The organism is Streptomyces sp. G7(2002), assembly GCF_028870195.1.
In the GTDB taxonomy this organism is placed as follows: Bacteria; Actinomycetota; Actinomycetes; order Streptomycetales; family Streptomycetaceae; genus Streptomyces; species Streptomyces nigrescens.
Window position 1 is genome coordinate 5,447,116 of sequence record NZ_CP102609.1, and the last position, 24,961, is coordinate 5,472,076.

Here is a 24,961-nt window from a genome sequence, read left to right on the forward strand (position 1 = left end):
GTGGTCATCCGGCCACCTGCGGTGTCCGTCCGCGCCCCGCCGGGTGCGGGGGCAGGACGTTTGAGCAGCCGTCCGGTGGGGCGCGTTCTGAAGTGAACACGCTTGTTCCGGGCGGACGTTGGTGGTAAGGGCCGCCAGGTTGCGGGCCCCTATGGGCGCGTGAGTTCCTCGCGCGCGTGCAGGTCGGGGGTGAAGAACTCCTCCACGCCGATGACGCCCGCCAGCGTGGCGAAGTAGCGGTCCATGAGCTCCTGGTCCCCGGCGACGGTGCGCAGCATGGACAGCCGGTGCTCGGCCACTTCGAGGGCCGCCACCGACAGCGTCGAGTGGTAGGCGTCGACGAGGATCTCGTCGCGCTGGTAGGCGTACTCCTCCAGCCCGTCGATCAGCTTCTCGGGGTCGCGCAGCCCGGTGCCGATGCAGTCCACCAGCAACTGCGCCTGGCGGAAGGCGTCGGTGATACCGCGGGCGGTGATGGAGTCCTTGTGGTGGCCGGCGTCCCCCACCAGGGCCCAGCCGAGCCCGGCCGCCTCCCGGAAGTAGTTCCGCTGGTCGCCGGTGCCGTGCAGCCGCTCCAGCGGGGTCTGTGACGCGATCTTCGCGTACAGCTCCGGTGCCGTGCCGCGGACCGCTTCCATATAGGCGCCCATCGCGTCCTTGCGGACCCGCTCGAACTCGGACTGCGGGAAGTACGCCGCGATCAGCGTGGCGTTGTCGTTCGTGGGCACCGTACCGACCCAGCGGCCCGGCGCCTCGTAGAGCTCGAAGCGGTCGGTGACGCCTTCCCAGTACGTGTAGTAGGCGCAGGTCGCGGCCGGGTGCTCGGTGGTGATGCGGGAGTCGACCATCGTGGCGAAACGGGAGCGCATCCCGTCGGCGCCGACCACCAGGCGGGCGTGCTCCTCCGTGGTCCCGCCGTCGGAGGTACGGCAGCGCACCCCGATGGCCTGGCCCTCGTCGTCGGACAGCACCTCGGTCACGGTGCAGCCCTGGCGGAACTCCACGCCCGAGGCGACCGCGGCGTCCGCGAGGATCTCGTCCAGCAGATAGCGGCGGGGCGCGTACGCCGCGCGGTGGCCGTCGACCGGGATCGAGCACCCCTCGATACGGATGTCCGCGATGCGGTAGACCGCCCGGTCCAGCGGCGGGCAGCCGGTGGCGATCACCTTGTCGAGCACGCCCCAGCGCCGCAGCAGCGCCACACCGGGCTGGTGGATGTAGAGGGTGCTGAGCGTGTCCCGGGGGAACTCGGCGCGGTCCACCATCAGCACCCGGTATCCGGCACGGGCGAAGAGCATGGCCGTAGAAGCCCCGGCGCAGCGCGCCCCGACCACGATGACGTCGTACACAGTCGACTCCCTGACCTGCTCATGACCCGCTGCTGGGCGGGCCGAGTTCCTGATCAGGACGTTAGGGAGGGCGGCAATCGTGGCGTCATTGTGTCGTTATTTCTGGCCGGTTCCGTGGTGCCGCCGGCGTCTTGATACGGCGTCGATAGGGGCGCCCGCTACCGTTCCCGGCCGAGTCCGGCCCCGGTCGTACCTCCCCTGTGCCGTATCTCCCCGAAGGGTTGACCATGACTGTTTCCCGTGCCGCGAGGGGGCCGCACCGCGCCCTCGACCAGGAGTGGTTCCGCCGTCCCCGGCCCGTGGCGGACCCCCGCATGCGGCTGGTCTGCTTTCCGCACGCCGGCGGCGCTGCCAGCTTCTTCCGCGACTGGCCGCAGTGGCTGCCGGCGGATATCGAGGTGGTCGCTATCTGTTATCCCGGGCGGGAGGACCGGATAGCGCTGCCCTCCGTCGAGACGATGGACGAGCTGGCCGGCCGGATCGCCGAGGAGCTGGTGCCCGCCCTGGACCGGCCGCTGGCCTTCTTCGGGCACAGCATGGGTGCTTCGGTCGCGCACGAGGTGGCGATGCGGATCGAGCGGCGCCACGGGCGGGTGCTGAGCAGACTGCTGGTCTCCAGCCGCAGCGCACCGTCCCGGCTGCGGCCCACCGGGCTCTCGCGGGAGAGCGACGAGGTGCTGGTGCGCGATGTCATGGAGCTCGGCGGTACGTTCTCCGCCGCCCTCGACCACCCCGATCTGCGGGAGCTGCTGCTGCCCGCCATCCGCTCCGACTACCGGCTGATCGACGACTACCGGCCGGCCGGTCCGCCGCCCCGGCTCGGGGTGCCGGTGACCGCCCTGCTCGGCGACCGCGACCCGCATGTCCACGAGGCGGACATGCGGGCCTGGTCGGAGGTGACGGACGGGGACTTCGGGCTGCGGATCCTGTCCGGTGACCACTTCTACCTGCTGGAGCAGGCCCCCTATCTGGTGGCCGAGGTGGGCAGGCTGCTCACCAGCCGCTGAGGGGCCGGCAGACCCGCCGAGAAGCGGACGGCGAGGGTGCGCAGGGCGTCCACCGTCCGGTCCGGGCCGTAGCGTTCCGTCAGGTCCCGTGAGACCAGGTGGAATTCGGTGCAGCCGAGCACGACGCCCGTGCAGTCGTGGCGCTGCATGAGGCGCTCCACTTCCGGCAGCGCCTCGTGCGGCAGCGGACCGTAGCGCTTCATCCGGTAGATGAGGCGGTGGACCCGGGCCTGATCGTCCTCGCCGGGGCGCACCACCCGGTGGGCCACGGCGTCCCAGCCGGGCTGCGACTCGAAGATCCGCGCGCGGCGGCTGCCGTCCGTGGACAGCATCAGGAACCGGCCGGTGGCACCGGCCAGTTCGGCCGCCGTGGTCTCCACCAGGGACACCACCCGCCCGCGCAGCACCGGATCGACCAGGGGGAGGAAGTGGTGCGCGGTGAAGCACACCACGACCACCTGGTCGGCGCCCCGCTCCAGCAGCTGGGACAGCCGGTCCTCCAGCCGCTCGGTCATCTCCCGCGCCCTGCCCTGCCGGATGGCCTCGGTGCGGTCGGGGAAGGCCGGGTCGGAGTCCAGCAGCACCCGCGGACGGGACTGCTCGGGCCCGTGCCACTCACCGGCGTACAGCGTCCTGAGAAACTCGGCCGAGGCCAGCGGGCCCATCCCGCCCAGGACGCCCAGGGCTCCCGCGGCGGGGAGCACCGAGGTGGTCATCGGGTGCTCCCCGGCGTCGCACCGGCCGTGGTGCTCCCCGGCGTCGCACCGGCCGTGGCGCTCCCCGGCCCGGCGATCCGCGGCGCGAGGACGGCGCAGATGTCGGCGGCCGGCTCCGGCTCCAGCATCTTGGCGTGCTCACAGTCCACCTCGTGGATGTCCAGCTCGCCGTCGAGGAACTCCTTCCACGCCTGCGGGCTGGTCCACTTCTGCTGATTGCGGGTGGCCACCACCAGCAGCATCGTGCCGCGGAACCGGTCGAGGCGGCGCGCGTTGGTGAGCGCCACGTTGTTCACCATGATGTCCAGCGCCACCGCCCGCTGCCCGTCGTCGAGATGGCGCAGCTCGCTCTCACCGCGGCCCAGCCAGTCGGTGATCCGGGCCCGCATCACGTCGGTGTCCGGCAGCTCCGGTGAGGCGCCCTCGGGCAGACCGTAGATCCCGGCGTAGCCCTCGTACATCTGCGTGAGGATCTCCTCGGGCCCGCCCGTGCCGGGGCCGTCGGCCGGCGCCGGGTAGGCGTCGAGCACGGCGAGCAGCGCCACCTCCTGGCCCTGCGCCTGGAGCGCGGTGGCCACCGCATGCGCCATGATCCCGCCGAGCGACCAGCCCAGCAGGTGGTACGGGCCCTCGGGCTGCACCCGGCGGATCTCGCGGATGTAGTCCTCGGCCATCTCGTCGAGGGAGCGGGCGGGCGGCTCCGTGCCGTCCAGGCCCCGGGACTGCAGGGCGTACACCGGGTGCTCGGTGCTCAGCGCGCCGAGCAGCGCCGAGTAGCGCCAGCTGAATCCGGCGACCGGGTGCACACAGAACAGCGGCGCCGTGCTGCCCGCCGTGCGCAGCGGCAGCATCACCTCGAACGCGCTGGTGCCGCCGCCGTCGAGCTGGGCGGCGAGCCGGGCCGGGGTCGGCGCGGCGAAGACGTCCCGCAGCGCCGGGGCGCCTCCCAGGAGCGCCGTGAGCCGGCTCACCAGCCGGGTGGCCAGCAGCGAATGCCCGCCCAGCTCGAAGAAGTTGTCGTCCACGCCGACCTGTTCGGCGCCCAGGACCTCCGCGAAGAGCCGGCACAGCAGCTCCTCCTGCGGGGAGGCCGGCGGCCGGGTGGGCTGCCCGGTGACCTGGGCGGGCGCCGGCAGCGCCCGGTGGTCGAGCTTGCCGTTGGGCGTCAGCGGCCAGCTGTCGACGACGACGAACGCCGAGGGCGTCATGTACGACGGCAGCAGCGCGGCGGTCTCGTCCCGCACCGCCGCCGGGCTCAACGGCGGCCCGTCCGGCGCCTGCTGGACGTAGGCCACCAGACGGCGGTCGCCGGGCCGGTCCTCGCGGACCGTCACCACGGCGCGGCCCACCCCGGCGCACCGGCTCACCGCCGCCTGCACCTCGCCGAGTTCGATACGGAAGCCGCGCACCTTGACCTGGCTGTCGGCCCGGCCGCAGAACCTGAGCTGCCCTTCGCCGTCCCAGTACGCCAGGTCACCGGTGCGGTACATCCGGGACCCGGGGGCGCCGAAGGGGTCGGCGACGAAGCGGTCCGCGGTCACCGCCGGCTGGTGCAGATAGCCGCGGGCCACGCCGGTGCCGGAGACGTACAACTCGCCGACCACACCGGCCGGGACCGGCTGCAGGGCCGGGTCGAGCAGATACACCCGGGCGCCGTCGATCGGACGCCCGATGACCGCCGCCCCGTCCGCCGCCCCGTCCGCGGTCCGCGGGTCGCGGATCGCGAAGCTGACGTCGCAGGTGGCCTCGGTGGGGCCGTACGCGTTGATCAGCATCCGGTCCCGGCCCCAGAACGCGGCCAGCTCCCCGGGCAGCACCTCGGCGCCGGTGATCATCACGCGCAGCTCCGGCAGGTCGGCCCGGGGCACTTCGGCCAGGACCGAGGGCGGGATCATCAGATGGCTGATCCGGCGCTCCCGGAGGACCCCGACCAGCTCGGCGCCCGTGGGAGTGCCCTCCGGCACGACCAGGCACCCGCCGCACAGCAGCGACCAGAAGAGCTCCGCCACCGAGACGTCGAAGCTGGGCGAGGCGAGCTGCAGTGCCCGGCTGCCCTCCTCGACGCCGTAGTGCGCGGCCTGGTTGGCGGCGAACGCGGCCAGGCCGGTGTGGGTGACCACGACGCCCTTGGGGCGGCCCGTGGTGCCGGAGGTGAAGATGGTGTACGCCGGGTGGTCGAGCCGCAGCGGGACGGTCCGCTCGGCGTCCACGAGGTCCGCGCCGGACAGCTCCCCGCACGCGGCGACGACCTCGGCGTCGTCCACCAGCAGCACCGGCACCGCACCGGTCTCCGGCAGCCGCCCGGCGAGCGGCGCCGTGGTCAGCAGCAGGACGGGACCGGCGTCCGAAACCATCGCGGCCAGCCGCTCCGCCGGATAGCCCGGGTCCAGCGGCAGATAGACCGCACCGGCCTTCTGCACCGCGAGGACGGCCTCCACCAGGTGCCCGGACGGCGGCAGCGCGACCGCGACCGCGCGCTCGGGACCCGCGCCGCGCGCGATGAGCAGCCGCGCCAGCCGGTTGGCCCGCGCGTTGAGTTCCGCGTAGCTCAGCACACCGTCCGCCTCCAGCGCGGGGCGGTCCGGGGCGCGGCGCACCTGGCGCTCGAACAGCTCGGGGAAGGTGGCCGCCGGCGGGGCGGGGCGACGGTGCGGCCCGTCCTGGAGCAGTGCGTCACGCTCCTCGGCGGAGAGCACCTCCAGACGGCTGACCGGCAGCTCGGGGGCGGCCGAGGCATGCGCCAGCACCCGCACCAGACGTTCGGTGATCAGCCGCGCGGTCGCCGGGTCGAAGAGGTCCTCGGCGAATTCGAGCATCCCGCCGATACCCGCCGGGCGGCCCTCGGCCGTACGGGACTCGCTCAGGTTGAACGCGAGGTCGACCTTGGCGGCCCCTTCGGCCTCCCCCTCGAAGGAGACGGCGAGGCCCGGCAGTTCCAGCGTGGCGCTGCCGGTGTTCTGGAGGATGAGCGCCACCTGGGCGAGCGGGGCGTGGGACAGCGTCCGGGTGGGATTGACCGCCTCGACGACCCGCTCGAAGGGCACGTCCTGGTGCGCGTACGCGGCCAGGTCGGTCTCGCGGATGCGCCCCAGCAGCTCCAGGAAGGTCGGATCGCCCGACACGTCGGTGCGCAGCACGAGGTTGTTGACGAAGTAGCCGACCAGCTCCTCCAGCGCCTCGTCGGTGCGCCCCGCCACCACGGTGCTGACCGGGATGTCGCTGCCCGCGCCGAGCCGCGACAGCAGGAGGGCGAGTCCGGCCTGGAGCACCATGAAGACCGTGGCGTCGGACCGCCGGGCCAGCTCGACGAGCCGCTCGTGCGTCGCGGCGTCCAGGGCGAACGGCGCCGTCGTGCCGCGGTGGCTGGCGACCGCCGGGCGGGGACGGTCCAGCGGCAGGTCCAGCAGCTCCGGCGCGCCCGCCAACTGCTCGCCCCAGTAGGTGAGTTGCTGCGCCAGCACGCTCTCCGGGTCGTCCTCGGAGCCCAGCAGCTCACGCTGCCACAGCGCATAGTCGGCGTACTGCACCGGCAGCGGCTGCCACCGGGGCGCGCCGCCCCGCTGCCGCGCCCCGTACGCCACGGACAGGTCCCGGACCAGCGGCGCCAGCGAGGAACCGTCGCTCGCGATGTGGTGCATGAGGAGCAGCAGCACATGCTCACGGTCCGAGATCCGCAGCAGCGTCACCCGCAGCGGGAGCTCCCCGGCCAGGTCGAATCCGTGCCCGGTCCGCTCGGCCAGGGCGGCGGCCAGCCGCTCCTCGCCGTCGAGCGTGACGAACTCCAGCTCCGGGCGGGCCTCCTCGGCGGGCAGCACCACCTGGCACGGCTCACCGTCCACGTCCGCGAACCGGGTGCGCAGCGACTCGTGCCGCTCGACCACGTCCCCCACGGCGGCCCGCAGTGCCTCCCGGTCCAGCGCGCCGCGCAGGCGCAGCGGCAGCGGGATGTTGTACGTCGGGCTCGGGCCCTCCAGCTGGAAGGCGAACCACAGGCCGCGCTGGGCGTACGACATCGGCAGTTGCTCCGGGCGCGCGGCCCGCACCAGGGCCGGGCGTGTGGTGTCCGCCTGCGCCAGCCGCACGGCCAGCCCGGCCACGGTCGGCGACTCGAAGACGGACCGCACCGGCAGCTCCACACCGAAGGCGGCGCGGATCCGGCTGAGCAGCCGGATCGCGGTGAGCGACTGCCCGCCCAGGGTGAAGAAGCTGTCGTCGACACCCGGGCACGGGCGGCCCAGCACGCTCTCGAAGAGGCCGCGGAGGATCTCCTCGGTGGCCGAGTACGCCGTCCTGGCGACCGGGGGCAGCGCCTCGGCCTCGCCGGCGGTGCCGGTCTCCGGAGCCGGGGCGCCGGAGTCCAGGCGCCGGAAGGCGGCCGGCAGCGGGCAGGCGAGGTCGGCCACGGGCTGCCCGGGACCGGCCACGATCTCGCCCAGCACGCCTTCCAGCGCGCCGAGTACGGCCTCGGCCTCGTCCCGGTCGAAGAGGTCGGGACGGTATTCGAGCTCGACCTGCAGCCGCTGCCCGGTGAGACCGGCGACCACCCGCAGCGGGTAGTGCGCGGAGTCATGCCCCTCGACGACCTCGACCCGCACCCCCGCGTACGAGGGCCGGGTGCCGTCGTCCCCGGGGGCGTTCTCGAACACCATGAAGGTGTCGAAGAGATCGCCGGTCCCGGCCAGGCGCTGGATGCGCGCGAGGCTGAGGTGGTGCCGGCTGAGCAGCGCGGTCTGTTCGTCCTGGAGCCGTTCGAGGCTGTCCGCCACCGGGGCGTCCGGGGCGAGCCGTACCCGGACCGGGACGGTGTTGATGAACATCCCGACCATCGTCTCGATCCCGGTGACCTCCGGCGGGCGGCCGGAGACCAGGGTCCCGAAGACCACGTCGTCGCGGCCGGTGAGCCGGCCGAGGACCACCGCCCAGGCGCCCTGGACCAGGGTGTTCACGGTCAGCCCGCGCTGCCGGGCGAAGCGGTCGAGGTCACCGCCGAAGCCCTCGGGGAACGCGGCCACCACCCGCTCCGGCGCGACGGGCGCCCGGCCCGGGTCGGCGGGCGCCACCAGCGAGGGGCCGGGCAGGGCGTCGAGCGCCTGCTGCCACGCCCGTTCGCACCCGGCGTCGTCCTGGGCGGCCAGCCAGCTGAAGTAGGTCCGGTGCGGCACGACCGGCGGCAGGGCCCGGTCGTCGCCCCCGTGCTCGTAGAGGGTGAACAGCTCCCGTACGAGGATCGGGGTGGACCAGCCGTCCAGCAGCAGATGGTGGTTGGAGATCACCAGCCGGTGCCGGTCAGGACCGAGCCGCACCAGGGTGAACCGCATCAGCGGCGGACGGTCGAGCGGGAAACGCCGGGCGCGGTCGGCGGTGAGGAACTCCGCCAGCCGCTGCGGGGCGTCGTCCGCGGCCCCCAGGTCGAGCTCTTCCCAGGGGAGCGGCACCTCGCGGTGGATCACCTGGAACGGCTGCCCGTTCGCCCGCTGCCGGAAGCCCGCCCGCAGGTTGGGGTGCCGCTTCAGGAGCGCCGCCACCGATGCCTTGAGCAGGTCCGGGCGCAGCGGTCCGTCGAGGGCGAGGACCATCTGGACGCCGTAGACGTCGACCGCCTCGTCGTCGTACCAGGAGTGGAAGAACATGCCTTCCTGGAGAGGCGTCAGCGGAAGGACGTCTTCCAGCGCGGACTGCTTTTTCATCAGAGCATCCCCAGTTCTGCTTCAAGTGCGTCGATCTCGTCCTGGGAGAGCCCGAGGGAGAGATCGGAGGGTGTGTGGCCGCCGGTTTCGGCGCTGGCGGTGTGGACGACCAGGGCGTCCAGCGCCTCGAACCAGAGCTCGGCGAGTTCTCGTACGTCCGGCTCCGGGAGGAGACCGGCCGGCCAGGACCAGGTGGCGTTCAGCCGCGGGCCGCCGGGCAGGTCCTCGGTGAGCGCGTTGACCTCCAGCGCGTGCGGGACCGCGGCCCCGGCGTCGCGCGGGGCGGGGGAGGGCAGACCGTTCGCCATGGTCCACAGCCCGCCGTCGGTCCCGCCCGCCGCGGTGAACCGGCCCAGGTAGTTGAACCCGAGCTGCGGGGTGGGGAGTTCGGCGAGCAGCGGTGCGGTGCGCGGGTTGAGGTGGCGGAGCATGCCGTACGAGACCCCGTTGCCCGGCAGCGCCCGCAGCTGCTCCTTGACCGCCTTCAGCGCGGCTCCCACGCCGGGGCCGCCCGCCCGCAGCTCCGCCCAGTCGAGGGGAGCGGGGGCCAGCAGCGCCGGGTAGAGGCTGGTGAACCAGCCGACGGTGGCGGAAAGGTCCGCGCCTTCCAGGATGTCCTCGCGGCCGTGGCCCTCCAGGTCGACCAGGACGCCCGTGGCCGAGCGGTCCCCGCGCCGGCGGCGCCACTCCAGGACGGCGAGGGCGAAGCCGGTCAGCAGGACGTCGTTCACGTTCGCGTGGAAGGCCGCCGGGACCGTCGTCAGCAGCGGTTCGAGGCGCTCCGACGGCAGGTCGAGCGTCAGATGGCGCACGGTCTCCGCCGTGTCGGTCCGCGGGTCCAGCGGCCGTACGCCGGGCAGCGGGCCGGCGGCCGACGGGTCGCTGAGGACCGAGGTCCACTGCGCGAGGCCGCCCTCCCACCGGGGCTCCTGCGCGCTCTCGGCCAGCCGCCGGGCCCACTGGCGGAACGAGGTGCGCACCTCGGCGAACGCCGGGGTCCGTCCGTCCGCCGCGGCCTCCCAGGCCGTCTGCAGATCGGGCAGCAGGATGCGCCAGGAGACCCCGTCCACCGCGAGGTGGTGGATCAGGATCTGGAGCAGTCCCGGTGCCGTGTCCCCGGCGTCGTACCAGACGAGCTGGACCACGGATCCGTCGTGCGGGGAGAGCCGCAGCCGCGCCTTCTCCCCGTGCTCGGCGAGCGCCAGGTCCCGTTCGCCGCCCGGCAGTCCGGCGATCTCCACCCGGTGCACGACGGAGTCCGCGGGGACGGAGCCGGGCGCGCCGGTCACCGGCCGGGGCGCGCCGTCCCCGGTCCGTGCCATCCGCAGCCGCAGGACGGCGTGGTGGTCGAGCCAGCTCTGTACGGCGTCGGTGAGCCGCCGTTCCCCGAGCCCGGCCGGGACCCGGACCGTCACCGACTGGTTGAAGCCGTCCGTGGGCCCGTCCTGCTCGTACAGCCAGTGCATGATCGGCGTCAGGGGGAAGTCGCCCACACCGTCGTCCGCCGGGCGCGGCGCGCTGTCCCCGGTGATCTCGGTGGCGACGGCGGCGAGCGCGGCGACCGTACGGCACTGGAAGACCTGCCGGACCGTCACGTCCAGCCCCGCGGCACGCGCCTGGGAGACCAGCCGGATGGAGCTGATGCTGTCCCCACCGAGCTCGAAGAAGCTGTCGTCGATCCCGACCCGCGGCACGCTGAGCACCTCCGCGAAGACCCGGCACAGGGTCTCCTCACGGGCGGTGCGCGGGGCCCGCCCGCCGGTGCTGCCGGTGTACTCGGGCGCGGGCAGCGCCTTGTGGTCGAGCTTGCCGTTGGCCGTCAGCGGCAGGGCGTCCAGGGCGACGACGGCGGCCGGAACCATGTAGTCCGGCAGCGACCCGGACACATGCGCCCGCAGCACACCCGCGGCGGGGAGCCCGCCCGCCCCGGCCTCCGCGACCACGTAGGCGACCAGCCGCTTCTCACCGGGCCCGTCCTCCCGGACGACGACCCTGGCCTGCGCCACCGCCGCATGGGACTCGAAGGCCGCCTCGATCTCCCCGAGTTCGATGCGGAAACCGCGCACCTTCACCTGGTCGTCGGCCCGCCCGAGGTATTCGAGCTGCCCGTCGGCCGTCCAGCGGGCCACGTCACCGGTGCGGTACATCCGGGCGCCCGGCGGGCCGAACGGGTCGGCCACGAACCGCTCGGCGCTGAGGGCGGACTGATGCAGATAACCGCGAGCCAGCCCGGCACCCGCCACATACATCTCACCGGGCACGTTGGGCGGCAGCAGCTCCAGCCGGTCGCCCAGCACGTACACCCGCAGATCCGGGATGCCCCGGCCGATCAGGCTCCGCGTCTGCCCGGCCACCGCCCGCTCGTCCAGCGGCAGATGGCTGACGTGCACGGTGGTCTCGGTGATCCCGTACATGTTCACCAGGACCGGAGCGGTGTCCCCGTGGCGGCGGTACCACTCGGCCATCCGTCCCAGATCCAGCGCCTCCCCGCCGAACACCACGCGGCGCAGCGCCAGTTGGCGGCCGAGATCGGGGTGTTCCGCGTCTGCCTGCATCAGCTGGTAGAACGCCGACGGCGTCTGGTTGAGGACCGTCACCCGCTCGGCCCCCAGCAGCCGCAGGAAGTCCTCCGGGGAACGGCTCACCGCGTACGGCACCACGACCAGCCGGCCGCCGTACAGCAGCGGCCCCCACAGTTCCCACACCGAGAAGTCGAAGGCGTACGAGTGGAACAGCGTCCACACGTCGTCCGGGCCGAAGCCGAACCACTCCTCGGTCGCCGCGAACAGCCGCGCGACATTGCGGTGCGGAACGACGACGCCCTTGGGGCGGCCGGTCGATCCCGAGGTGTAGATGACATACGCGGCGTTCGACGGCGACAGGGGGCCGCCGCGGTCCTCGTCGCTCAGGTCGCCGGTGTCGTACTCCGCCAGCGCACGGACGACGCCGGGGTCGTCCAGCAGCAGCGTCCGGGGCCGGGATTCCGGCAGCCCGGCGGCGGCCTCGGCGGTGCTCACCAGCAGCTCGGGGCCGGCGTCGGCGAGCATGTAGGAGGTCCGGTCCGCCGGGTAGGACGGGTCCACCGGCACATACGCCGCCCCGGACTTCACCACCGCCAGCAGCGCCACGACCAGGTCGGCGGTCCGCGGCAGCGCGAGCGCCACGAAGCGCTCCGGACCGGCGCCGTGCGCCACCAGCAGCCGGGCCAGCCGGTTCGCCCGCGCATTGAGCTCGCCGTAGGTCAGCGACGTCCCCTCGTACACCACCGCCACGGCATCGGGGGTACGCGCCACCTGGGCCTCGAACAGCTGCGGAAGCGACGCCGGGGCCGCCTCGACGGCGTCACCGTTCCACTCCACCAGCAGCCGGTGCCGCTCACCGGGCGCCAGCAGGTCGGCCTCGCTCACGGCGCGGTCCGGTGCGGCCGCGGCGGCCGCCAGCATCCGTACCAGCCGCTCGGCGAGAGCCCGCGCCCCCTCACGCGCGAAGAGATCCTCGGCGTACTCCAGGGAGCCGGTCAGGCCCGCGGGTGCACCGGCCTCGGTGAAGCGCTCGCGCAGTCCGAAGGACAGATCGGACTTGGCCGCCTCCAGCGTGGTCGGCTCGGTCGTCATCCGCACCCCGTCGTGCAGGCCGACCGGTGCGTCCGCGTTGTTCTGGAGGTGCAGCATCACCTGGGCCAGCGGGATGTGCGAGAGCACCCGGGAGACCTGTGCCGCCTCGACGACGCGCTCGAAGGGCACGTCCTGGTGGGCGTAGGCGGCCAGGTCGGTGTCCCGGACCCGGGCGAGGAGCTCGCGGAAGGTCGGGTCGCCGGAGACATCGGTGCGCAGCACCAGGGTGTTGATGAACAGGCCGACGAGGTCATCGAGGGCGTCGTCGGTGCGTCCGGCGACGGCGGTGCCCACGGGGATGTCGATGCCCGCGCCGAGCCGGGACAGCAGCGCGGCGACCGCCGTGTGCAGCACCATGAACAGCGTGGAGTCCGTGGCCTGCGCGAGCGCGACCAGCCCCTGGTGGACCTCGGCGTCGACGGTCAGCTCGACCGTGCTGCCCCGGTGCGAGGCGACGGCGGGGCGGGGGTGGTCCAGCGGCAGCTCCAGAAGCTCCGGAGCGCCCGCCAACTGCTCACGCCAGTAGTCCAGTTGGCCCGATATCAGGCTCTCCGGGTCGTCCTCGGTGCCCAGGAGCTCCCGCTGCCAGAGGGTGTAGTCGGCGTACTGGACGGTGAGCGGCTGCCAGGCGGGTGCCGTGCCCCGGTGGCGTGCGGTGTAGGCGGTGGCGAGGTCCTTGAGGAGGGGGGCGATGGACCAGCCGTCGCCGGCGATGTGGTGCATGAGGAGCAGCAGGACGTGCTCGTGCTCGCCCAAGCGGTAGAGGGTGGCGCGCAGGGGGTTTTCATGGGTGAGGTCGAAGGGGTGGGTGGCCTGCTCGGCGAGGAGGCGGGGGAGTTGGTCCTCGGTGGTGTCGAGGAGGGGGAGGCCGGGGCGTGCCTGGTCGGCGGGGAGGACGGCCTGGTGGGGCTCGCCCTCGTGCTCGGTGATGCGGGTGCGCAGGGTTTCGTGGCGCGTGGTGAGGTCGGCGAGGGCCTCGGCGAGCGCGGGGTGGTCGAGCGGCCCGGTGAGCCGCAGGGCGTGGGGGATGTTGTAGGTGGGGCTGGGGCCTTCGAGCCGGTAGGCGAACCAGAGGCGGCGCTGGGCGGGGGAGAGCGGAAGGAGCGCGGGGCGCGGAGTGGTGGCGGTGAGCGGAGTGCGTGCCGTGTGTGCGGTGGTGAGACGGGGCGCGAGTTCGGCGACGGTGGGGTGCTCGAAGAGCGCGCGCAGCGGGATCTCGGCGTGCAGGGTGGTGCGGATACGGCTGATGAGGCGGGTGGCGAGCAGGGAGTGCCCGCCGAGGTGGAAGAAACTGTCATCGATGGTGACGGCGGGCAGGCCGAGGACGTCGGCGAAGAGGTCAGTGAGGGTTTCCTCGGTGGAGTTACGCGGGGCCCGGCCTTCGCTCTCCGAGGCGTAGTCGGGCGCGGGCAGTCGGTCCCGGTCCACCTTGCCGTTGGGCGTCAGCGGCCACTGTTCCAGCACGACCACGGCCGACGGGACCATGTAGTCCGGCAGTGACTCCGCGACCAACTCCCGCAGCGCCGCCGGGTCGGGTGCTTCCGCACCGCCCGCACCCGTCACATAGGCCACCAGCCGGGGCCCGGTGCCCGCGGCGTCATGCACCGTGACCAGCGCCTCGGCCACCAGACCGGTGGCGCTGAGCGCCGCCTCGATCTCGCCGAGTTCGATACGGAAGCCGCGGATCTTCACCTGGTGGTCGGTGCGGCCGAGGAACTCCAGCTGACCGTCGTCCCGCCACCGTGCCAGGTCGCCCGTGCGGTACATCCGGCTGCCCGGCGCGCCGTACGGATCGGCGACGAACCGTTCCGACGTCAGCCCAGGCCGCCCCAGATAACCCCGCGCCAGCCCCGGGCCCGTGACATACAGCTCGCCCGCGACCCCCGCGGGCACCGGACGCAGCGACGCGTCCAGGACGTAGACGCGCGCATTGAGGATCGGGCCGCCGATCGGCGGGACCTGGGCGCCCGACAGCGGTTCGCTCATGGTGGCGCAGACCGTGGCCTCGGTCGGGCCGTAGGCGTTCACCATCCGTCGCCCGGCCGACCAGCGGCCGACCAGCTCCGGGGCGCAGGCCTCGCCCGCCACCACCAGCGTCATACCGGCCGGCAGGCTGTCCGGCGCCATGACGCCGAGCGCGGCGGGCGGCAGGGTGGCATGGGTGACCCGCTGTTCCGCCAGCAGCCGGGCCAGCGGCTCGCCGGGTGCCAGCCGGGGCGCGGGTGCCACCACCAGCGCGGCGCCGGTGGTGAGCGCCATGATCAGTTCCCAGGCCGCCGCGTCGAAGCTCAGCGACGCGAACTGGAGCACCCGGGACCGGGGCCCCACCGCGAACGCCTCGGCGTGGGTGGCCGCCAGCGACGCCACTCCGGCATGGGTGACCTCGACGCCCTTGGGGCGGCCGGTGGAGCCGGAGGTGTAGATGACGTAGGCGGGGTGCTGGAGCCCGGCGCGGGGGGCGAGAGCGGTGGCGGGCTGCTCGTTCAGGGTGGCGACCACGGCGGGGTCGTCCAACAGGAGGCGGGGGCAGCCGGTTTCGGGGAGGGCGACGCCGGTGAGGGTGATCAGGCAGGTGGGGCGGGCGTCGTCCAGCATGTAGGCGATGCGCTCGGCGGGGTACTCCGGGTCGACGGGCAGATACGCCCCGCCCGCCTTGTGCACCGCCAGCGCCGCCACCACCATCTCCGGTGAGCGCGGCACCGCGAGCGCCACCACCCGCTCCGGTCCCACGCCCCGCTGCACCAGCAGCCGGGCCAGCCGGTTCGCCCGCTCCGCCACCTCCGCATAGCTCAGCACCCGGTCCTCGAACACCACGGCGGGCGCCTGCGGATCGTGCGCGGCCCAGGTCTCGAAGAGCTCCGGCATCGTCGCCGGGGGGACCGCGCGGCCGGTCGCGTTGCGCTCCACGATCAGCTGCCGGTGCTCGGCCGCGTCGAGGACCGGCGCCTGGCTCACCGCGCGGTCCGGGGCCGCGGTCACCGCTTCGAGCACCCGGACCAGACGCTGCGCCAGGACCTGCGCGCTCTCCTCCCGGAACAGATCGACGGCGTACTGGATCTCGCCGACCATGCCCGCCGGAGCCTGCTGCGGGGTGTACCGCTCCTCCAGGTAGAAGGTGAGATCCACCTTGGCGACCCCGGTCGCCACATCGCCGAAGGACGCCTCGACGCCCGGGATGGAGAAGGTGCTGTCCGCATTGCTCTGCAGGGTCAGCAGCACCTGGAACAGCGGGGTGTGGGACAGCGACCGGCCCGGGTTGACCGCCTCCACCACCCGCTCGAAGGGCACGTCCTGATGGGCGTAGGCCGCCAGGTCGGTGTCCCGGACCCGGGCGAGGAGCTCCCGGAAGGTCGGGTCGCCGGAGAGATCGGTGCGCAGCACCAGGGTGTTGACGAAGAAGCCGACGAGGTCGTCCAGCGCCTCGTCCGTACGGCCCGCCACGGCGGTCCCGACCGGGATGTCACTGCCGGCGCCCAGCCGCGACAGCAGGACCGCCAGTCCGGCCTGGACGACCATGAAGACCGTGGCGTCGCAGTCGCGGGCCAGCTCCACCAGCCGCCGGTGGAGTTCCGCGTCCACGGTGTAGCGCACCGTCGCGCCCTGATGGCTCGCCGCCGCCGGACGCGGATGGTCCAGCGGCAGTTCGAGCAGCTCCGGGGCGCCCGCCAACTGCTGCTGCCAGTAGCCGAGTTGTTCCGACAGCAGGCTTTCCGGGTCGTCCTCGGAGCCCAGGACGTCCTGCTGCCACAGCGCGTAGTCGGCGTACTGGACCGGCAGCGGCTCCCACTCCGGGCCGGCGTCCGCGCACCGGGCGGCGTACGCCTCCGACAGGTCACGGGCCAGCGGCGCCATCGACCAGCCGTCGGCCGCGATGTGGTGCATCAGCAGCAGCAGGACGTGCTCCCGCTCGGAGACCCGGTAGAGCGTGACCCGCAGCGGCACCTCGGTGGTGAGGTCGAAGCAGTAACGCGCCTGCTCCGCCAGCGCCTCGGTCAGCGCCGCCTCCCCGGACAGCTCCACGAGCCGGACCTCCGGGCGCCCCTCCTCGGGGGACAGCACCACCTGGCAGGGCTCACCGGCCTCCTCCGCGAACCGGGTCCGCAGCACCTCGTGCCGGCCGGTCACGTCCGCGACCGCCGCCACCAGCGCGTCCCGGTTCAGCTCGCCCGCCAGGCGGACGTACAGGGGGCAGTTGTACGTCGGGCTGGGTCCCTCCAGCTGGAACGCGAACCACAGCCGGCGCTGGGCGAACGACATGGGGAACAAAGCGGACTCCTCAAGGAACTGAACAGAAAGGGACCGGCCGGGCAAAGGCGCCACCGGCGGTTCAGGACGGGCGGCGGCGCATGGAACGGAGCGAAGGACGGGCCTTGCGGGCGCCGTCGAGCTGCTGAGCGAGCTGGGCGACCGTCGGATTCTCGAAGATCGTCCGCACGGTGACCTCGGCGCCGAGCGCGGCCCGGACCCCGCTGATCAGCCTGGTCGCCAGCAGGGAGTGCCCGCCCAGCCGGAAGAAGCTGTCGTGGATGCCGACCTCCGGCAGCCCGAGCAGCTCGGCGTAGAGCGTGCAGAGCGTCTCCTCGCGCGGTGTCCGCGGGGCCTGGTGCCCGTCGGACGGCGCCGGCCGGCCCGGGGCGGGCAGCGCCTTGCGGTCGACCTTGCCGTTCGGCGTCAGCGGCCACTGCTCCACCACGACGACCGCGGAGGGCACCATGTGCCGGGGCAGGCTGCCGGAGATCTGCTCCAGCAGATCCTCGGCGGGGGCCGGACCGGACAGCTCCGGGAGCAGCTCGGTGTACGCCACGATGCGCTTGTCGCCGGGGCTGTCCTCGCGGACCAGCGCCACCGTCTGCTTGACCCGCGGATGGGCGTCGAGCACCGCCTCGATCTCGCCGAGTTCGATACGGAAGCCGCGCACCTTCACCTGGGCGTCCGTCCGGCCGACGTACTCCAGCTCGCCGTCGGCGCGCCAGCGCACCAGGTCCCCGGTGCGGTACATCCGCTCCCCGGGCGCACCGTACGGGTTCGCCACGAAGCGCTCCGCGGTCAGCGCGCCCCGGTTCCGGTAGCCGCGCGCGAGGCCGTGCCCGGCGAGGTACAGCTCACCGGGGATACCGGCCGGCACCGGCCGCAGCCCCGCGTCCAGCACATACACCCGGGTGTTGGGGACCGGGACGCCGATGGGCGGGACGCCCTCGCCGGTCAGCGGGCGGCTCATCGTGGCGGCGACGGTGGACTCCGTCGGACCGTACGAGTTGATCATGCGGTACCGGGTGGCCCAGCGGCCCGCCAGCTCGACGCTCACCGCGTCGGCGCCGGTCACCAGGGTGCGCAGGTCCGGCAGTTCACCGTCCGGGAGCGTCGCCAGGGTGGCCGGCGGGATCAGCGTGTGGGTGATCCGCGCGTCCCGCAGGACCTTCGCCAGCGCCTCACCGGCCAGCGGCTGTCCGTCCGGGACCACCAGGGCGGCGCCGGTGGTGAGCGCCATGACCAGCTCGATCACCGAGGCGTCGAAGCTGGGCGAGGAGAGCTGGAGCACCCGGCTGTCGCCGTCGAGGAGGTAGTTCTCCCGCGCGGCGGCGGACAGGTCGGCCACTCCGGCGTGGGTGACCTCGACGCCCTTGGGGCGGCCGGTGGAGCCGGAGGTGTAGATGACGTAGGCGGGGTGCCGGGGCTCGGCGCGGGCGTCGAGGGGCGTGGTGGGCGCGTCGTTGAGGTCGGCGACGACGACGGGGTCGTCCAACAGGAGGCGGGGGCAGTCGGTTTCGGGGAGGGCGACGTCCGTGAGGGTGATCAGGCAGGTGGGACGGGAGTCGTCGAGCATGTAGGCGATCCGCTCGGCGGGGTACTCCGGGTCGACGGGCAGATAGGCCCCGCCCGCCGTGACCACGGCCAGCATGGCCACGATCAGGTCCGCCGACTTCGGCAGCGCCAGCGCCACCACCCGCTCCGGGCCCACGCCCTGCTGCACCAGCAGCCGGGCCAGCCGGTTCACCCGCTCCGCCACCTCCGCGTAGCGGTACGTACGGTCCCCGTGGACCAGCGCCGGGGCGTCCGGAGCCTGCGCCACCTGTGCCTCGAAGAGCGCGGGCAGGGTCGCCCCGGCCTCACCGCGGGGGGTGTCGTTCGAGCCGGAGAGCAGCCGGTCGCGCTCCTGCGGAGCGAGGATCTCGATCTGCCCGACCATGCCGTCCGGGTCGGCGACGGCCGCCCGCAGCACCCGCAGCAGCCGGTCCGCGACGTCCACCGCGGTCCGGTGGTCGAACAGGTCGGTCGCGTACTTCACTTCGAGACCGATCCCGTCCGGGACCAGGTCCGCGTCCTGCCGCTCCTCCCAGAAGAAGATCAGGTCGAACTTGGCGATCTCGTTGGTGACCTTGGGTGCGGTCGCCTCCGTGCCGGGGAAGTCCAGGGCGCCCTGCTGGTAGCTCTGGAGCGTCGTCACGACCTGGACGAGCGGTGAATGGGACAGCACCCGGTCCGGGTTGACGGCCTCGACGACCCGCTCGAAGGGCACGTCCTGATGGGCGTAGGCCGCCAGGTCGGTCTTGCGCGCACGGGCCAGCAGCTCGCGGAACGTCGGGTCGCCGGACAGATCGGTGCGCAGCACCAGGGTGTTGATGAAGAACCCGACGAGGTCGTCCAGCGCCTGGTCCGTACGGCCCGCCACGGCGGTACCGACCGGGATGTCGGTGCCGGCCCCGAGCCGCGACAGCAGCGCGGCGATCGCCGCGTGCAGCACCATGAACAGCGTGGCGCCGGAGCTCTGGGCCAGCGCGACCAGCTGACGGTGCAGCTCGGGGTCGAGCTCCAGCTGCACACTGCCGCCGTGGTGACTGGCCACCGCGGGGCGGGGCCGGTCCAGCGGCAGCTGGATCAGCTCGGGGGCGCCGGCCAGCTCACGCTCCCAGAACGCCAGCTGCTGCGAGATCACACTGCCCGGGGCCTCCTCCGACCCCAGCAGCTCCCGCTGCCACAGCGCGTAGTCGGCGTACTGCACGGACAGCGCACCGCGCGAGGGCCGCTCGCCCGCGAGACGCGCGCCGTACGCCTCCGACAGATCACGGGCCAGCGGCGCCATGGACCAGCCGTCGCTCGCGATGTGGTGCATCACCACCGCCAGCACATGCTCCCGCTCGTTCAGCGAGAACACCCGGACCTGGAGCGGGAGTTCACCGACCAGCCCGAAGGGGTGCAGGGCCGCCTGCGCGAGCGCCTCGGTCAGTTCCGCTTCGCCCGCCACCGGGACGAAGGTCACGTCCGGGGTGAGCTCACCGGCCGGCAGGACCCGCTGGTACGGCTCACCGGCCTCCTCCGGGTAGACGGTGCGCAGCACCTCGTGCCGCTCCACCACGTCCGCGACCGCGGCCCGCAGCGCGTCGTGGTCCAGCGGACCGGTCAGCCGGATCCAGGTGGGGATGTTGTAGGTGACGCTGGAGCCCTGGAGGCGGTGGATGAACCACAGCCGCCGCTGGGCGAACGACAGCGGCACCCGCTCCGGGCGGTGTGCCGCCACCAGCGCGGGCCGGGCGCGCTCGGCCTCGTCGAGCCGGGCCGCGAGCCCCGCCACCGTGGGCGTCTCGAACACCGCCCGGATGGACAGTTCCACGCCCAGCGTGCCGCGCAGCCCGGCGATCAGCCGGGTCGCCAGCAGCGAATGGCCGCCCAGATCGAAGAAGCTGTCGTCCACGCCCACCCGCGGCAGGCCCAGGACCTCGGCGAACGCGCCGCTGAGGATCTCCTCGTGCGCGGTGCGCGGCCCCCGGCCCGGGGCACGCGCCGATCCGTAGTCGGGCACCGGCAGCGCCCTGCGGTCCAGCTTCCGGTTGACGGTCAGCGGCAGCTCGTCGAGCAGGACGAAGGCCACCGGCACCATGTAGTCGGGCAGCTGCCCGGCGGCGTACCGGCGCAGCTCCGCCGGGTCCGGGGAACACCCGGGGGCGGGCACCGCGTAGCCGACCAGGCGCTTGTCACCGGGCCGGTCCTCGCGCACGATCACCGCGGCCTGGGCGAGTTCGGGGTGGGCGCCGAGGACGCCCTCGATCTCACCGAGCTCGATCCTGAAGCCCCGGAGCTTGACCTGGTCGTCGACGCGGGCGATGAACTCCAGCTGGCCGTCCGCCCGCCACCTGCCGAGGTCACCCGACCGGTACATCCGGCTGCCGGGCGGACCGAAGGGGTTGGCGACGAAGCGGGTGGAGGTCAGGTCGGGACGCCGGTGATAGCCGCGCGTCACCAGGTCTCCGGCGATGTACAGCTCACCGGGGCTGCCCACCGGGACCGGCTGCAGCCGCGCGTCCAGCACGAACATCTGGGTGTTCCAGACGGGCCGGCCGATGGTGACCACACCCGCCGGGACGCTGTCCCCCGGCTCGATCCGGTACTCCGAGCAGCCGACGGTGGTCTCCGTCGGGCCGTACTCGTTGATGACGGTCGCCCCGGGGTGCCGGCCCCGCCACTCGTCCAGCACCTCACCCATCAGCGACTCCCCGCCGAGCACCAGCTGCTCATCGGGCGAGAACGCGTCCGGAAGCTCGATCAGCAGCGGCAGATGGCTCGGGGTCGCCTTGACGAAGCTGGGGCTGCGCTGGCCCTCGGCCGCCGCGCTGGACGCGTCCAGCTCGATCAGCTGCACACAGCCGCCCGAGGTGAGCGGGGCGAACAGACCGGTCGCCGTGAGGTCGAAGGCGACGGGGGAGTGCACCAGCGCCGTCCCCGCGACGCCGGGGTACGCGGACCGGGTCCAGGACAGATAGCCGTCGAGGGAGCGGTGCTGGACCGTGACGCCCTTGGGACGGCCGGTCGAGCCCGAAGTGAAGATCACGAAGGCCGCGTTGTCCAGCGACAGCGCCCCGTTGCGATCCGCGTCGGTCAGGTCGGCGGCCGACTGCGCCGCCACCTCGGCGGCCGTACCGGGCTCGTCGAGCCGCAGCAGCGGGCACGGCGCCGGAACCTCCTCGACCACCCCGCGCCCGGTCAGCACCAGCACCGGCGCCACGTCCTCCAGCATGAAGCCGAGCCGCTCCGCCGGATAGGACGGGTCCAGCGGCAGGTAGGCGCCGCCGGCCTTCAGCACGGCCATCAGCGCGACCACCAGGTCCACCGACCGCGGCATCGCCACGGCGACATAGCTCTCCGGCCCCACACCCCGGGCGGCCAGCACCCGGGCCAGCCGGTTGGCCCGCTCGTTCAGCTCGCGGTAGGTCAGCGCACTGCCCTCGTGCACGACGGCGGTGGCCTCCGGCAGCCGCGCGGCCCGCTCCTCGAACAGCTCCGGAACCGTCCGCTCGGACAGCTCGCGCGGCTCGCCCTGCCACTCGTGCAGCAGCCGGTCCCGCTCGGCGGGCGTCAGCAGCTCCAGCTCCCCGACCGGCAGATCGGGCCCGGCGACGGCCGCGCCGAGCAGCCTGACCAGCCGCGCGACCAGCGCCTCGGCCGTGCCCTCGTCGAAGAGGTCGGTGGCGTACTCCAGCAGCCCGTCCACCCCGGCCCACGCACCGTCGGCGGCCTGCCGCTCCCAGGTGTGGAAGGACAGGTCGAACCGCGCGGTCCGCCGCGGCACCTCCTCGGGCACGGCGTCGAGGCCGGCCGTGGCCGGGCCGTGGTCCGGGATGTTCTGCGAGGTGAGCATCGTCTGGAACAGCGGGGTGTGCGAGAGCGTGCGCGCCGGGTTGACCGCCTCGACGACGCGCTCGAAGGGCACGTCCTGGTGGGCGTAGGCGGCCAGGTCGGTGTCCCGGACCCGGGCGAGCAGTTCGCGGAAGGTCGGATCGCCGGAGACATCGGTACGCAGCACCAGAGTGTTGACGAAGAAACCGACGAGCTCGTCGAGCGCGTCATCCGTGCGCCCGGCGACGGCGGTGCCCACAGGGATGTCGGTGCCGGCCCCGAGCCGTGACAGCAACGCGGCGACCGCGGCCTGGAAGACCATGAAAACGGTGACATCACACTGCCGGGCCAGCCGCGCCACCCCCTGGTGCAGCTCGGCGTCCAGCGCGAAGCGCACGCTCGCGCCACGATGGCTGGCGACGGCGGGACGGGGCCGGTCGAGCGGCAGCTCCAGCAACTCCGGCAGACCCGTCAACTGGCCACGCCAGTAGTCCAGTTGGCCCGATATCAGACTCTCCGGGTCGCCCTCGGAGCCCAGGATCTCCCGCTGCCAGAGGGTGTAGTCGGCGTACTGGACGGCGAGCGGCCGCCAGGTGGGTGCCGCGCCCTGATGGCGAGCGGTGTACGCGGCACCGAGGTCCTTGAGCAGCGGGGCCGTGGACCAGCCGTCGCTGGCGATGTGGTGGGTGAGGAGCAGCAGCACGTGCTCGTCCTCGGCCAGACGGAACAGGGCGGCACGGAACGGGTTTTCGCGGGTGAGGTCGAAGGCGTGAGCGGCCTGCTCGGCGAGTTCGTGCGGGAGCTGCTCTTCGCTGGTGTCGAGGAGGGGGAGACCGGGGTGCGCCTGACCGGCGGGGAGCACGGTCTGGTGCGGCTCACCATCGTGTTCGGCGATACGGGTGCGGAGCGGCTCGTGCCGCTCGGCGAGGTCGGCCAGCGCGGCGGCCAGGGCGGGGTGGTCGAGCGGCCCGCCGATCCGGAAGGCGTGGGGGATGTTGTAGGTGGGGCTGGGGCCTTCGAGCTGGTAGGCGAACCAGAGGCGGCGCTGGGCGGGGGAGAGCGGAAGGTGCGTCGGGCGTGCGGTGGCGGGCGCGAGGGGGCTGCGGGTGGAGGGTGCACCGGCGAGCTGGGGCGCGAGTTCAGCGACGGTGGGGTACTCGAAGAGTGCACGGAGCGGGATCTCGGCGTGCAGGGTGGTACGGATACGGCTGATGAGGCGGGTCGCGAGCAGGGAGTGCCCACCGAGGTGGAAGAAGCTGTCATCGATGGTGACGGCAGGCAGACCGAGCACGTCGGCGAAGAGGCCGGTGAGGCTCTCCTCGGTGGCGTTACGCGGTGCCCGCCCGCCGCTCTCCGCCTGGGAGGCATAGTCAGGCGCGGGCAGTTGAGCGCGGTCCACCTTGCCGTTCGGCGTCAGCGGCCACTGCTCCAGCACGACCACGGCCGACGGAACCATGTACTCCGGCAGCGACTCCCCGACCAGCTCCCGCAGCACCGCCGGCTCGGGCGCTTCCGAGCCGCCCGTCCCCGTCACATAGGCAACGATCCGCTGGTCGCCCTCGCGGTCCTCCCGGACCAGCACCACGGTCCGGGAGACCAGCGGATGCCGCATCAGCACCGCCTCGATCTCCCCCAGCTCCACCCGGTGCCCGCGCACCTTCACCTGGTGGTCGGTCCGGCCGAGGAACTCCAGCTGACCATCCGGCCGCCACCGTGCCAGGTCGCCCGTGCGGTACATCCGGCTGCCGGGCGCACCGTACGGATCGGCGACGAACCGTTCCGACGTCAGCCCCGCCCGCCCCAGATAACCGCGCGCAAGCCCCGGGCCGGCGATGTAGAGCTCACCCGCGACACCCTCCCCGACCGGCTGCAGAGCGGCGTCGAGGACATAGCCGCGCGCGTTGTCCATCAGCCGGCCCAGCGGCAGCACACCGTCGGGGGTCGGCTCACCGGGCTCCAGCCGGAACTCGGCCGCGTTGACGGTCACTTCGGTCGGCCCGTACACATTCAGCACGGTGGCCGCCGGGTGACGCCGCCGCCACTCGTCCAGAACGGAACCGATCAGCGCCTCACCGCCCAGCATCAGCTCCTCGGTCGGGGAGAAGCCCGCCGGGAGCACATCGAGCAGCGGCAGATGGCTGGGCGTGGCCTTGAGGAAGGTGCACTCCGGCGCTCCGCCGAACGCGTCCTCCTCCAGCGGGCCCGCCAGCACCCGGCCACCGCTGACCAGCGGCACCCACAGCGAGGTGACGGTCATGTCGAAGGACACCGACGAGTGCCACAGCGAGGTGCCGCGGGCGCTCGGGTACGTCTGCCGCGACCAGCCGAGATAGTCGGCGAGCGCACGGTGCTCGATCACGACCGCCTTCGGCACGCCCGTGGAGCCCGAGGTGTAGATGACGTAGGCAGGGTGCGCCGGACGCAGCGGCGATATCCGCTCCCCGTCACCGAGGTCCGTCTCCCCGGCCCGGGACAGCGCCTGCATCACGGCAGGATCGTCCAGCAGCACGGCCCGCCCGTCGAAGCCCTCCGCCGCCTCCGCGGCCCCGGCAGTGGTGAGCAGGCAGGCCGGGCGGGCGTCGGACAGCATGAAGGCGACACGGTCCACCGGGTAGTCGGTGTCCATCGGCAGATAGGCGGCACCCGTCTTCGCCACCGCCAGCAGCGACACCACGAGTTCGAGGGAGCGCGGCACCAGGACCGCGACGATCCGCTCGGGGCCCACGCCCCGCTCCGTCAGCAGCCGGGCCAGCCGGTTGGCGCGGGCGTTCAACTCGCGGTAGGTGAGCTGCTCGTCACCACAGCCGAGCGCCGGCGCGTCAGGAGTCCGCCGCACCTGGTCCTCGAAGAGCTCGGGAAGCGTCAGCGCGGCGAAGGGCCGCTCATTTCCCTGCCACTGCGCCTGGGCCTTCGGACCACTCATCGGGGAACTCCTTGTGCATCAGCAGAAACGCGGCACATCAACCGACGGGAGGCTAA

Annotated in this window: 6 protein-coding genes; 1 reads left to right on the forward strand and 5 read right to left on the reverse strand. The window is 73.3% G+C overall.

Features of this window, described 5'->3' with window-relative positions:
• Positions 1-149: 149 nt before the first annotated feature.
• The gene (locus NUT86_RS23115; protein WP_018090025.1) at positions 150-1,349 is read right to left on the reverse strand and encodes an NAD(P)/FAD-dependent oxidoreductase; all 1,200 of its coding nucleotides are present in this window, start codon (positions 1,347-1,349) and stop codon (positions 150-152) included.
• Positions 1,350-1,576: 227 nt separating this feature from the next.
• Here NUT86_RS23115 and NUT86_RS23120 point away from each other — a divergent pair, with 227 nt between their 5' ends.
• The gene (locus NUT86_RS23120; RefSeq protein WP_109891495.1) at positions 1,577-2,356 is read left to right on the forward strand and encodes a thioesterase II family protein; all 780 of its coding nucleotides are present in this window, start codon (positions 1,577-1,579) and stop codon (positions 2,354-2,356) included.
• Here the strand turns inward: NUT86_RS23120 and NUT86_RS23125 are convergent.
• From NUT86_RS23125 to NUT86_RS23140, 4 genes are all read right to left on the reverse strand, one after another.
• Positions 2,314-3,072: an aspartate/glutamate racemase family protein gene (locus NUT86_RS23125; protein ID WP_018090027.1), complete on the reverse strand. Its 759-nt coding sequence runs from the start codon at positions 3,070-3,072 to the stop codon at positions 2,314-2,316. The two genes, NUT86_RS23120 and NUT86_RS23125, sit on opposite strands and share 43 nt — an antisense overlap.
• The gene (locus NUT86_RS23130; protein WP_274737425.1) at positions 3,069-8,759 is read right to left on the reverse strand and encodes a non-ribosomal peptide synthetase; all 5,691 of its coding nucleotides are present in this window, start codon (positions 8,757-8,759) and stop codon (positions 3,069-3,071) included. Before NUT86_RS23130 ends, NUT86_RS23125 begins: the two co-directional genes overlap by 4 nt.
• Positions 8,759-16,630 (reverse strand): non-ribosomal peptide synthetase, encoded by a 7,872-nt coding sequence (locus NUT86_RS23135; protein WP_274740586.1) that lies wholly within the window; start codon positions 16,628-16,630, stop codon positions 8,759-8,761. Before NUT86_RS23135 ends, NUT86_RS23130 begins: the two co-directional genes overlap by 1 nt.
• A gap of 70 nt (positions 16,631-16,700) precedes the next feature.
• Positions 16,701-24,905: a non-ribosomal peptide synthetase gene (locus NUT86_RS23140; RefSeq protein WP_274737426.1), complete on the reverse strand. Its 8,205-nt coding sequence runs from the start codon at positions 24,903-24,905 to the stop codon at positions 16,701-16,703.
• Between the last annotated feature and the right edge of the window lie 56 nt (positions 24,906-24,961).